Origin of the sequence: Lacticaseibacillus mingshuiensis, from assembly GCF_016861785.1 — a bacterium.
Lineage (GTDB): Bacteria > Bacillota > Bacilli > Lactobacillales > Lactobacillaceae > Lacticaseibacillus > Lacticaseibacillus mingshuiensis.
The window spans coordinates 1-13,755 of the sequence record NZ_BOLS01000004.1 but is presented as its reverse complement, the minus strand read 5'-3'; the positions used below and the strand labels follow the sequence as shown (position 1 = coordinate 13,755).

7 protein-coding genes and 1 CRISPR repeat array (1 of these 8 only partly in view) are annotated in these 13,755 nt (G+C 48.7%); of the genes, 1 reads left to right on the top strand and 6 read right to left on the bottom strand.

The genetic code is table 11. From position 1 onward, the window contains the following. A CRISPR array of direct repeats spans positions 1–2,963; the repeat unit is 36 nt; unit sequence GTGCTGACCCTGATTGAACTGACATCTATCTAAGGC; it reaches 902 nt to the left of the window's first position. A 21-nt stretch (positions 2,964–2,984) separates the two neighbouring features. The 5 genes from csn2 to JUE67_RS03360 form a co-directional block, all read right to left on the bottom strand. Next, positions 2,985–3,668, bottom strand: coding sequence for a type II-A CRISPR-associated protein Csn2 (csn2, locus tag JUE67_RS03380; RefSeq protein WP_203626307.1), 684 nt, complete (start codon positions 3,666–3,668; stop codon positions 2,985–2,987). Continuing rightward, positions 3,665–3,970: a CRISPR-associated endonuclease Cas2 gene (cas2, locus tag JUE67_RS03375; protein WP_203626308.1), complete on the bottom strand. Its 306-nt coding sequence runs from the start codon at positions 3,968–3,970 to the stop codon at positions 3,665–3,667. The genes csn2 and cas2 overlap by 4 nt, the downstream gene beginning before the upstream one ends. Beyond that, entirely contained in the window at positions 3,948–4,853 is a 906-nt protein-coding gene (gene cas1, locus JUE67_RS03370; RefSeq protein WP_203626309.1) for a type II CRISPR-associated endonuclease Cas1, read from the bottom strand. Before cas1 ends, cas2 begins: the two co-directional genes overlap by 23 nt. Before the next feature lie 240 nt (positions 4,854–5,093). Next, positions 5,094–9,152, bottom strand: a complete 4,059-nt coding sequence (gene cas9 / locus JUE67_RS03365; RefSeq protein WP_203626310.1) for a type II CRISPR RNA-guided endonuclease Cas9 — start codon at positions 9,150–9,152, stop codon at positions 5,094–5,096. A 367-nt stretch (positions 9,153–9,519) separates the two neighbouring features. After that, entirely contained in the window at positions 9,520–10,380 is an 861-nt protein-coding gene (locus JUE67_RS03360) for a formylglycine-generating enzyme family protein (protein WP_203626311.1), read from the bottom strand. Positions 10,381–10,677: 297 nt separating this feature from the next. Here JUE67_RS03360 and JUE67_RS03355 point away from each other — a divergent pair, with 297 nt between their 5' ends. After that, complete coding sequence (locus JUE67_RS03355) at positions 10,678–11,886, top strand: hypothetical protein (RefSeq protein ID WP_203626312.1); 1,209 nt, start codon at positions 10,678–10,680, stop codon at positions 11,884–11,886. Positions 11,887–12,532: 646 nt separating this feature from the next. Here JUE67_RS03355 and JUE67_RS03350 read toward each other — a convergent pair. Beyond that, positions 12,533–13,396, bottom strand: coding sequence for an Abi family protein (locus JUE67_RS03350; protein ID WP_203626313.1), 864 nt, complete (start codon positions 13,394–13,396; stop codon positions 12,533–12,535). Positions 13,397–13,755: the final 359 nt, after the last annotated feature.

Here is a 13,755-nt window from a genome sequence, read left to right as displayed (position 1 = left end):
CCAGTGCCGAGATAGACGTTGTAGTGCTGACCCTGATTGAACTGACATCTATCTAAGGCATGACCCAGACCACAATGGCATGTTCGATGGTGCTGACCCTGATTGAACTGACATCTATCTAAGGCTCATACAAGGTGGAAAGCGCGTACCCCTTTGTGCTGACCCTGATTGAACTGACATCTATCTAAGGCAACTTACCTTCTGCAATCGTATATTTTTTCGTGCTGACCCTGATTGAACTGACATCTATCTAAGGCACGACATTGGAGATGTTAAGGCCCAGGCTTGTGCTGACCCTGATTGAACTGACATCTATCTAAGGCCAATCGGATGTGCGAAAACACTATTGATGTGTGCTGACCCTGATTGAACTGACATCTATCTAAGGCAGATCAAGAAACTGGTGATTCCGAAGAATGGTGCTGACCCTGATTGAACTGACATCTATCTAAGGCGAACTCGTAAAACACTACCTCATAATTGACGTGCTGACCCTGATTGAACTGACATCTATCTAAGGCACTTTAGACGAAAAGCTCGCCGCACTGCGTGTGCTGACCCTGATTGAACTGACATCTATCTAAGGCATTCATTGTTAATGTCCTTTCTTTATTTGGGTGCTGACCCTGATTGAACTGACATCTATCTAAGGCTGTACCAAGACCAAGAGGCCAAGCGATACGGTGCTGACCCTGATTGAACTGACATCTATCTAAGGCTGATGCTGGCCATGCAGACCTGGAACCTGCGTGCTGACCCTGATTGAACTGACATCTATCTAAGGCTTAAATCTTAGCAATCCTACGCTGACAACAGTGCTGACCCTGATTGAACTGACATCTATCTAAGGCACGCGCTTGGCAGAAAACGCCTCAAGTTCTGTGCTGACCCTGATTGAACTGACATCTATCTAAGGCTCATCAACGTATTGAACCTGCAGGCCCTGAGTGCTGACCCTGATTGAACTGACATCTATCTAAGGCACTGTTGCTAACAGCTACACAGGGACAACGGTGCTGACCCTGATTGAACTGACATCTATCTAAGGCATCTTTCCGACCACGGGGGGAAGGGAGCAAGTGCTGACCCTGATTGAACTGACATCTATCTAAGGCTTGCATTTAGTCCACGCTCGCTATTCTCCTGTGCTGACCCTGATTGAACTGACATCTATCTAAGGCCTGGCATGACCAGCGCAACGCTGGAAATTAGTGCTGACCCTGATTGAACTGACATCTATCTAAGGCCCAGCAAATGAGCGAAGCCCGTTCCAGATTGTGCTGACCCTGATTGAACTGACATCTATCTAAGGCCATGCTGTCGATTTCTTGCTGGGTTAGTTTGTGCTGACCCTGATTGAACTGACATCTATCTAAGGCAGTCAAGGTTACCTATCTTGCCAGCTTTGTGTGCTGACCCTGATTGAACTGACATCTATCTAAGGCAACCAACTGGACGTAGCTTGGCCACAGGGAGTGCTGACCCTGATTGAACTGACATCTATCTAAGGCCCATCACGACGTGTGCACCCCAACATGCGGGTGCTGACCCTGATTGAACTGACATCTATCTAAGGCCAGCGCCACCCTGTAGTTTGTGGTGCTGTTGTGCTGACCCTGATTGAACTGACATCTATCTAAGGCGAAGGGCAACAGCAAGCTCATGACCATTCAGTGCTGACCCTGATTGAACTGACATCTATCTAAGGCCATTCATGGAGCTATAGTAGATACAGAAAGGTGCTGACCCTGATTGAACTGACATCTATCTAAGGCATCTTTTGTATTAAATACCAATGTTTGGATGTGCTGACCCTGATTGAACTGACATCTATCTAAGGCAGTAAGACTTACGTGCCATTTTAATTATCAGTGCTGACCCTGATTGAACTGACATCTATCTAAGGCAACCGGCAAGGTCCGTCTCTCTTATGTTCAGTGCTGACCCTGATTGAACTGACATCTATCTAAGGCGCAGAATACGGATGCGTGATGATCCAGTCAGTGCTGACCCTGATTGAACTGACATCTATCTAAGGCTTACGTCAAGCCATCAACCAACACACCAGCGTGCTGACCCTGATTGAACTGACATCTATCTAAGGCGTAATTGTTACGGTATCACTTTTCATTTCAGTGCTGACCCTGATTGAACTGACATCTATCTAAGGCAGTGTCGCCAGTAGAAGTCACGAATGCTGCGTGCTGACCCTGATTGAACTGACATCTATCTAAGGCGCGTGCTCATGCCGTCAGCCGCTTCGGTGAGTGCTGACCCTGATTGAACTGACATCTATCTAAGGCCGTATCTATTGCGGTGTCTATCTTGCTTCTGTGCTGACCCTGATTGAACTGACATCTATCTAAGGCTGGAATGGAATAGTTTCAGTAGCCACGGCTGTGCTGACCCTGATTGAACTGACATCTATCTAAGGCTAGTTATGGCTACAGAAAACAACAATTTACGTGCTGACCCTGATTGAACTGACATCTATCTAAGGCACTAACCGTGGTGGCGCAACGGGTTCCCGTGTGCTGACCCTGATTGAACTGACATCTATCTAAGGCCGAATGTATGGTCTAAGGCACAAACGCGTGGTGCTGACCCTGATTGAACTGACATCTATCTAAGGCCCCGGTACCGATATGGGTTTTCAATTTCAAGTGCTGACCCTGATTGAACTGACATCTATCTAAGGCGAACTGCTCGTTGACCCAGGTAAACTGCGTGTGCTGACCCTGATTGAACTGACATCTATCTAAGGCCTACAAGGTCTAAAGGCGTGTACAGCACGCGTGCTGACCCTGATTGAACTGACATCTATCTAAGGCCGATAGACCAGCCGAGCAAAGCCAAATTCAGTGCTGACCCTGATTGAACTGACATCTATCTAAGGCCGTCAAGATGTCTTGGCCGAAGGTATGAAAGTGCTGACCCTGATTGAACTGACATCTATCTAAGGCCGATGTTCTGACATGAAAATCTCATTCTCGTTCTCCTCGAGAATCGTTAAACTCCGAATCAATCCAGATATACTGGCATTCTTCGAATAAGCTATGTCGAGAGATAGATGAAAATTCAATGTCAAGAACGGCCATGCCAGTTCCTGCCACTAATCCTGCTAGTTGATTCAACTGGTTGACATCAAGATAGTGGCTCAGGTTTGTTAGAACCGGAATTTTGACATTTTCCAGTTCAACAAGTGTCCTTAGAAGTACCTCAAGTGTAGCATATGGGTCTGCTTTTGTTTCGGGACTGAAACTTAATCCTGAAAATTTAACAATATTCTCCAATGTCGGTGTCAGCGAGACGTCGAGCGGAATGTCTAAATTGAATGAGCTTTCAAGTACGAGACGAAGCATTTCCTTTGCCTCATCGATCAACTTGACTGTTGATTCATCTGAGATAACAGCAAGAAGTTGTTTGATAATCAGCCGTTGAAAGAGTTTGTCTAGATCCACCTCCAGCAGAATATCTCCATACCAAGTTGCAGCTTTGCTAGTATCAACCACTTTCGTCTGCTCATTGGCAAACACCAAGATATCTTTCTCTTGGCGAATACCATCTAAAAGGTCCATATAAACTCGAGGAGACGCAGTGTCAACAACTGTAGCCTTTCCTGGTAATAGAGTGATTGGTGCATACGGGAAATATGTCAAAGTAGTCATATGACAATCGTCCTTTCTGGTGAATTTCGAATGTCATCGCTGGCCTTTCCAGCAATAAAATTCACGGCTTGATATTGAGCTTCAGTAATAAGCATCGTCTGAATCACGCCGGCCTCTGGAGCCAAATTAGCAATACGCTGTTCAAGAAATTGAGCAGACTTTCGATTAGGACAAACCCGGACATATATAGAGTATTGCATCATAAAGAAGCCCTCCCTGATCATCCCTTTTCGAAACTGGCGATATGCTCGGCGTTCTGCGCTCGTTTCAACTGGTAAGTCAAACATCACCATTAGTCTCATCACTCGATACCTCATCAGCTAGTCGCACCTCCATTTGGAGTTCATCAAGACTTCCATTTAAAAAACGCAAGCAACGATTAACGTGGTCAGGAATTGCATTTCGGAGTAGTGTATTCTTTCCGTTATACTTGATGACCGTGTTCATATTATCAAGCAGTCCAACCTTTACATCAGGCGTGAGTTCCTTGAATTTCTGGCGTGACACCCACAAATCAATGAATGGACGAAAGGGCTCCATAAGATCCGATCCTAGGTTAAATTGATTTTCTTCGCTTTGATGGTGAATTCCTAACTCCGTCATATAGCCGTTGACCGTTATTTCTAAATTCACATGCGACAGTAGTATCTGATACCCGTAATTGAGGGCTGCATTCGTTGCATCAATATTGCTTCGAGAAAAGCCACTGCCAAACAGCTCCGGAAAATACTTGCGAGCGGCGACGGCTTCTCGATTTGTAACATCATTCAGTTCCATTTCTTCAAGGGGCATCCGCACCAAGGAAGCATTCTTTTGCATAGCTTCCAGAACTTGTACCTGCATGCTCAGTTTCGCGCCGATGATCTTTGTCCATACAACACTCATCAACTCAACATCCCACAGGACCTGCGATACGATAGTTGAAGCACTGCGCCCAGTGCTATACATATTCATAGTCTCGGCCGATAGCTTGCCATTCGGTCCGGTAAAGAGAACTTTTGCACCTGTTCGCGCTAACGCACTAATAGCCATACCGCTCACCGTTACTTGCGGTGTTCCTAACACCAATAGATGGACATCTTCCAAAGGTATCGTCTTCGTTCCGTTGTCAGTTTGCACGACAAGGTTGTTACTGAGTGTCGTGACTTTTGCATGGCTAGTCACATATATTGTCCTGAAATTCATCGGCTTACCTCCTTGTCAAAAAATGTTGATAGATGCTATACTTATTATGTTGAGTTTGACATCCTCAACAGTTGAACCTGATTGAACTGACATCTAGCGTTAAGGTCAAACAAAGCTTCGGCTAAGTTTCATTCCTGATTAAATTCATCGGCCCTTTGTGGGGCATACATAGTACAAGAAAGAGCTGCGAGGTAAATGCCTTGCAGCTCTTTTGCTTTTCTTCGAGATCAGACCCACTATCTACAAAGAAGAGAGTGGGATACGTTTTTCAAACATACCCGATGGTGACTGATAGATAATCTCAGTGTCATTTGCCAAGTTAACACCACTACTATTTTGTAAAAAGCCAAACGGCGTCGTTATACCTAAATCCGGCACCTTCAAGGCAGTCGGATTTGCATGTAAGCCGGTCAAAACCTGGCTAATCACCATACGTTTGAGCCCAATGAGATCTAATACGTTATTAGCCTGTAAAGTATTGAAGCCGGCTATAGATTCAGACAACTTGGCACGATTGGCACGAATATCATAAAGATTGAAGAAACGGTCGCTTTGATCGACAATCTTTTCAAAGACTGTGTCCAATCCCTTTGTAATCGTTTTAGGTTCTACAGTATCAGAGGCTTGTGCTTGTAACCGTTTTTGATCCGCGAGTGATAACCACAATTGTTGGTAGTTCCTAAACATCTTATCAGATCTCACCAAGAAATACCCGTACTTTTTATTGTGAAAGAGATTGTTCAGCGCAAGTTTCGGAATAACAACCTCAAAGTTGCTTTTAGAAAGGAACTTTTCTTGTTTCAGTTGGATATATATAAGCTCTCTAAAGCTAAGTTCACTATTTTTCACTTGTTGGGCAATGAGACTAGCATCTCGAATTGAGATAGAGAAGATCTTATAAGTCACCGGTGTCTTATCAGTCAGTCGGACCAACGAGAGATATGCTGCAGCTTCCTTCGCGTAACCGCCATATATTTCGACCGGCAAATTAGCCTTAAGAGGAATGAGCGACTTACGCGCTGCATCGCTGGCAGGATATCTCGTTGCGTCATACAGCGCGCCATGTCCTTCCAGCACTTCATGAACTGTCGTAACATGCTTATATTCATAGAGCCGTTTCATATCGGAAATCGTCTGCGGGCCACCCCAGACCACAGCCCCGCTCTCATTCGTTACGGTCAGATTGTTTTTCTGCATCATAGCGATGAAGTTAAACTGACGAATATCTTTGTAATAGGCCTTACTGTAGTCACCATAAACAAAGAACGGTGTGAGTTTCGGATAGCGATTGAGTAGATAGAGCCCGATCCACGCAGCCAGATATGAATCGAATGCATGGTGATAATCGTTGACGTCACGATTCTTTGGTAGACCATACGCGTGCCGGAATCCTTGGGTCAATCCCGCCTTCACCGCAATAATCTTCGTATCTGGGAACAATGCTGCCGCAATTTGCTCGGTCAGCTTGATAATCTGACGGGTCTCAACCAACTGACGGGCGATGAAGCCTTCAGCTCGTTTGTCAAAATCGCTTTGCCGCAGCATCAGATTTGCCAGCTTATTCTTTGGAATAAAGCCGTCGTCGCTCAAATGCCGCCACTTCCATTGCATCGCGGGTCCGTATACATCAAATGCGAGGCGATCGCCCTTTTCTCGATTGGCAGATTGCGAGACCAACACACGATTTGCAAGAGAGTCATCCTTAGTGATTGCCTGAGGGATAATATGGTCGATGTCATACCCCGCTAAATTATCGATGTTCAACTTCTCGCCGGTGTAGAGGTCCACCCCATTTTGCATGAAGTACAGAAATAGGCGGTCTTTGCTGAAGTCGGCAGAACCTTGGCGCTCATGAAACTCCTCTCGCACACTCTCACGAACGACATCAGAGGCAATCGTATCAAAAAGCGTTGCGACCTGTTGGCGACGCGATCGCGAGAGATCAGACTTGCCAGATGGGCCGTCAGCGGTCTCGAGGAAGAGCCAAGTCGGGTCATATCCACCATTAGCTCGCTTAATGTCCGCAATGATCGTCATGACCTTTCGAATAGCCTTCTTATTACTTGGCGACGTATAGGCCTCGTCGAGTAATTCATCGACGGTGCTCGGTGAGAGACGGCCCTGGTTTGCCTCGTCGATTGCCCGCTTGAACTGATCATCGCTGATGATGTGCATGAAGTTTTGTTGTGTGTCCCAGAGTTCCTGGATCACAGTCTTGCCACGACTATCTTTCAGTTCCGCGAGAAGTTTTTTGGAGAACTGCCCCCATCCCCGCAACCGCAAGCCACCAAGTGACTGACGCTGATCGTCTGTCAGCCAATTAATGGTTTGTAACTGATCTCGCAAAATGTTGCTATCTTCAAAAATTGTTGCCCAGGCGATAATTGTCTCCAAGTCTTCTTGGCGGCTTGGGTCGTCAATTGCTTCGGGTAGTATTTGACGCAAGCGGTGATACGAAGATAGGCCACTCAAGAATGATTTACCGTTGGAGAGCCCTTCAATCTTGATTTCCATCTTAGGAGGAAACTCCCCGTGGGTCACTAAATTCTCACGCAGTTTTTTAGCGGTCACTGCACTGTTCTTTGTTCGATTCTGAAACAATTCAACATAGAGTCGCTGTTTTTGCGTAGCCGTTAGCGGCTGACCCTCCACTCGAATCATGTTCAGTTCGTTCAACACCTCATACCGCTGATACAGCAAGCTTTGCTTCGGCACTACATCTTCACCCAGAAGATAAGTATCCGTCGTCTTCATGCGTGCAATAAAGCCGGCAGCAGTCTTCGGCTTGTCTACCTTTTGTTCATAGTTCCACGGGGTGATCTCACCCGACTCGCGCCGAACCATCCACGCAAACTTAGCACCAGAGGTCTCACGTTGATCTTCTTCCGTGATCATCGGACCACCGTAATAAGGTACCCGGAAGGTGATCAGTTCATCGATCTGATATGGCGCTGCGGAACGATGCGCCTCGACAGGATTAGGATTGACAAGCCACGGATAATACTTCCCTTGATTGGCAAGAATCACATCAAGCTCGCGTTGCTGGACCTGATATGGGATTGCACCATTGTCTTTCGTTCGCAGTTTTGGAAGGAAATTATCGGCGACAATTTCGTCTTTGATTGTTTGCGCCATCTCGGAGTCATCTTTAGCGATAGCCTTGGACAACTGCTTATAAAATTCGTCCCTGATCAGGGGCTTGCTGTCCTTACCATCAATATACTGATCGTAGAGCGCTCGTAATTCACGCCGCTTTTTTGCCTCAAGCGTCGCCAAATAGGCTTTAAACAACTTGAGGTCTTCCTTGTGTTTTTCATACCGCTCGATCATGTGCTCAGAATAGGTCGTACCGGCCGGGATGATGCCAGCCAATAAAATGCTTCGATAGAGTTCTTGAACCGTCTCAAGTACAGTCTGGGCATCATCAGACAGTTCGCTCCCATGATCGGCGAAAAAGTCATCAAAGGCGTCAAACGACTTGTTCCAGGTTCCATCCCCCTCGACATTGACCAGGACATTGAACTTAGTCTTCAAGCCAAGAATGCCGTTTGCTAGCTCGGTGATAAGTTGCTTGACCTGTTTGATTTCATCCTTATCCGTGAGCGTCTGTGCCGCCATCAGAAGCGTGACTAACTTACCCCTCCGATCGGCGCGACTGCTGTTGTTATCCAGCAAGATAAGGCTGATCTCATCGTATTGAAGACCCGACAGAACAATCGAGGAATCAGGAATTAGGCGCTGATAGCAGTCATCCATAGTGGCGAACGCCGCTGAAAAATCAATCTTCTTTGCATCAAAATCTTTTGCGTTGCCCTGGGTCAGGAAGTGGCCGCGATACTTGATGATATGGCGAACGGCCAAATAGACCTCCCGAATGTCGAATTGCTCGGGCTTGGTCATCAGTGCATGGCGAAGATGATAGATTGTCGGATATTGGTCATAAAAGTCTTTGTCAGTGCGGTCATTAAAAATCCGCTTGGCCGTCTGAACATTGTCTTTGTCTCTAGGCGAAATGCCGAAATATTTCTGTCTTAGGAAAAATTCAGGGTCTTGCGCCTCGATCATCGGTCGGAATAATTCTCGCAGGAGACCCAAACGTCGGCGCCGACGTTTGAGTCGACGGCGCGTGGTGCGCTGTTGGCGACGAGTCGCGGCAGCCTGGCCTTCAGAATAAAGATAAACGCTGTACGCTTTCTTACCCTTGAGATTGAGCAGTTTTCCTTGGCCGTCAACGGCACTGATGCCGATCGAACTCGTACCGATATCAAGCCCGATTCCGTATTCCTTTGTCTGTCCCATATTTGCTCCCCCTCAGCTTCACGCTGTTTTTGGCTTATATGTCAATTAAAGCACGCCAAGGGTTTTTTGTATATCGAATAAATACATATGAAAATATATAATGAGCGGATGGCCGCCCTTTTTATCGGAGAAAATGTTTTAATTTTATTTTTATTGCACGGTCCCGTTTTACGGATCCACAGAAAACAAGTCACAACATCGCAAGACCTAATTTGCCTATGTACACAGAGTCTGGTTTATCTATCTTGATTCGTGAACCACATAGAAATGCAGTTTTAGTATTCTCGACCACATGCACAACAGTCAGTACTGATAGCCTGATCTATACAAAAAAGACGGCGCATTCTCAACGCCGCCTTCCCTATTCCTACAGATCCCGGACCACCCGAAACCCCATATTACTGCTGGCACTTTCCCCGGTATTCCCATTCCGCGCCGCGATGCGATATCGTTTGCAGTAGCTTTCATGGCAGAGAAACGAGCCGCCCTTGGTCGCGTAATCGGCGTCGTCATGTGCTTGATACTGCGCCCAAAACGCCGGGCCGCTGGTTGTCTGGAACGCCGCGAGCGGGATGTAGCGCGGATTGACGCACCATTCCCAGACGTTGCCGATCATTTGCCAGAGGCCGTACCCATTTGGCGTAAACGACCGGACCGGCGCGGTGCCGACGAAGCCATCCGTTTTTTCATTGACCCAGGGAAAATCGCCCTGGAACGTGTTGGCCATGTAGGTGCCATCTGGGACCAGCGCGTCATCGCCCCAGGGCCACTTGGTGTTGGTGGTGCCGCCTTTTGCCGCGATCTCCCATTCAGCCTCAGTCGGCAAGCGTACGCCGGCCCATTGGCAATAAGCCACGGCGTCATTGCGCGAGACCTGCACAACGGGATGATCCAGCCGATTTTCAATGGTCGAATCCGGGCCAAATGGATGGTCCCAGGTGGCGCCGCGCACGCCATACCACCATTCCATGCGGGGCAGCGGCATCGCGTCCTGCTTCGCCGCCTCGCTCATCAACAGATGGAAGACGTAGCTCCAGCCGATGCGCTCGGAGTCCGTCTGGTAGCCAGTCGCCTTCACGAACGCCGCAAACTCAGCATTGGTCACGGTGGTCTCGCCGATCTCAAACGGCGCGACTGTCACCGCAGTCACCGGTTTTTCCACATCCTCGATGAACCCATCATCGGCGTTGGTGCCGATGTTATAAGTGCCGCCCTGAATCCTGATCATGAGCGTCGCCTCCTTTTCGGAAAAATAATATCACGAAAAATTAGATGGCGGACAAATAAGCGGGCCAAACCTGGTATGGCAGCGTATACGAACTTGGAATAAGAAAATATAATGACCGCTGGATTTTGATTGCAACTATTTTTGCCATCCGCCATACTAATGAAGGAACTCGAAATATTAAAGCCACATGACAACGTTGCGACGAGCTAACATCCTTGTCACATCGTCTTATCATCGTGTCGAAACGCGAAAGTCTATGCTATCATGGCCACAACCAAGTCGATTGGAGGCGTTCACGTGAAGAAGAAAATGACTGTCTTTGTCATCCTCTGGGCGGTCGTGACGATCGCGGTCGGCTGGCAGGTGCGCGCCCAGCTCACCCGCGCCAACGAAGCCGAACACGCCATCACGCAAGTCACAAAAGCCACCAAAGCGTTGCGCGGTGCCGATTTTGTCAGCGCGCCGAAAAGCAATCTCGCAGCCGCCTACCTCAACCGCGCCAGTTACACGGCGGGCCAGGCCGCCAAGTTGAAGGCGACGATGACCCCTGCCCAGCAGGCACAACTCGCCACCGCCCAAAAGCAGATTCAAAATGCCGAATTATTCGTCGCGGTCCACACCGAAGCCGAGCAAATTCTGAACACCGACCACGTGATCCGCGACACTAGCTACGACAACACCAACCTGAACAACGCGTTCCAGCGGCTCCAGGCGGCGGACAAGACCTACGCCAAAGCTGCGGCGGCCGACGTCAAACTGGTCGACACCCAGGCGACGGCCCTCGCTGCGATTCGCGCCGCAACCACCAGCGACCCGACTGCCGCCCAACTCGCCGCCGCAAAAACGGCGATCGAAGCGGTCCCCGTCGCCGCGTTTCGCCAGGCCTACCTCCCCCTGCTCGATACCCTGACGCCAACCGCGGTCCCCGCGGAAAATAGTGCGGCGCAACAGGCAGCGGCCCCGGCGAAATCAACCACAACTGAAGCGGCCACCGAGGCAAAGACTCCTGCCAAAGACGCCACAACTGATAAGGTGACCAAGGCTGACGCGAGCGCGGCTACGGCCACGGCCAGTTCGACATCCGACACCGCAACCGCGGCACACCCAGCGAGCGACGCGGCGGCCCAGTCCTCGTCCGCAACCACCACGGATGAGCAAGCCACTACCACGAGCAAGCCAGCCAAAGACACCACAGCCGCCTCAACGCCGGCCACCGATGCCAATACCGAGAAGAAACCGGCGCATGAGGACGCGACCACAGACACAACGGACACAACTGGCACCGACGCCGCCACCGAAAAAGGCACCGACCCGGCTGTGATTGGCGAAAACGGCTTGTACGCGACGATGGCCGAAGCCGTTGCCGCGATGAAAGCCGCGCAAAAAGCCGCCGGATCCGATGACCAGGCGACTGCATATTCTGTCCAGCTTGAAGATGGCACGGTGCATTATACCTGGAGTTGGCTCAAAGATACGATGCCAGCAGAGGCCACCGATATCCCGTGATATTTCACCTTATATCGTTTTATCATCCAGCCTTGTGCTGGATTTTTTTGGTTTTTATGACCGGATTCATCCGCCGATAGACGCTGCGTCAATGAGCGCCGGCTTCTGACTGCACCTTTTTCAAACATCTCAATTTCCTCGTATCAGGGATTTTTATACGTAAGTGGCATCCCCACTAGGGTGAATCCGGTCACGAGAATGGCGGCCAGCGCCAACCTATTTTTCCTGGAGGCACCAAAAAACGCCTCCCCAGTGCACGAGGAGGCGCCTCCGCTGTGTTGTCCACCGCTATGGAACACCGACGATACCGGTTCGGGTCGGTGCCGCGCGGATCAGGCGCGAGCCCGTCTTCCTTGAATCACGGCGATGCCGGGTCGCTGCCGCCCGCCTCCTGTGGTAAGCCCAAGACAGAGGCCCACGGGAGGCAAACAACAACCGAAAGACGATGCAAAAGCATGCCGGTGCGACCTGATCAGGGCGATGCACCGAGGTTCCAGAATGATTATAACCGTCCCTGTTGGCGGTGTCGAGTTTGAAGAACTGAAAGGTTATTTGCGAAACTGAGCATTGGTTCAGGGAAACGTCATGACACTGACTCGTTACAGTCAATCATGCTGATCAAGGAAACTAATATCGGCCGCCATGCTCACATCATACCAAGGCAGTGCTCAAACCAATCGTCTGGAAAACCCAACCAGTTGATAGCGACGCAACCTTGATAACTGTCAAAGCAAGTCTTCATGCGTTGCAGGTACACCGCAAAGTCTTTCCGGGCTAGGACTTTGTACAAAACGAACAGTACAGAGAAGAAATTTCCGTTTACAAAATATGGGCTTTGTGAGCTGGGAATTCTTGTATTGAGAGCCAAATGACGCCCATAAATTCGAGAGTTATGTGCGCACGTATTCCTAATAACCGTTAACACATGCATCCAGTTCTGAATATAGGGGTACCGGACGCCATATCTTGCTGCCACTTGACGTTGTAGATCACGATCAAGCCACGAATAAAGCATTGAAGCGTTGCCAAACGAGGTCAATTCCAGGTCCACCCAAATTGGAAACTCCTCATACTCAACAGTATAGTGATCAACATATAATTCACCTCGCGAGGAGCCATCAACTTGGGCCTTAGCAGCTCGCGCATGCCATTGTTTTGCTCTGTCAACAGAATAGAAAGCAGTATCGGGCAGAACAGAACCGAGTGTCAATGCCAAGGTATTGCCCATAATTGACTTAAATCTGGTCTCTGCTCTTTGACAAGCTTGTAGGGTTAATGCTTTAACATCTGTATCGAAACGATAGGTCTGGTAGATCTGCTCAAGATCGACACCAGACCGAAATCTTTCTTTTTCAGGCCCATAAAATGGAAGACAGTATCCCTTAAATCGGAAATAACCAACCTCTTCCAGAATCGCCATCGCCGATTTTTCATCAGCAATCTGAAGGCCACGGCTTCTCAAGATGTCAATTTGCTGATGGGTTGTTGTTGCTACGCGCGTATAAGCCATGTCTTCCCCCATATACAAAAAAAGACCCCAACCAAGGATACATGCACCTAAATGCAGAGGTATGTGGGGTACCGTTAAACACATTCTAAAACACGTTGTACTTTTGTGTCAACTATTTCTACAGGCTTTTTCGTACCGTGGCCAACCTGCTTCGGCAGCTGCTAGGAGAAGGCCTGGGGTTGCTGATCATTTCGGCCGCCTGCATTTTGGCTTGGCGCGATCTTGTGAGAGCTTGGCGAGCCAAGTAGCTCGACGGTCACAAAAAGCCGCTCACAATCCCAATGCGGTCGGCCCTGTCAAGTTGACAGATGAAATAATATAAAATTTTGTCTGTTTCTAAATGGCTTCATTCCAGTATT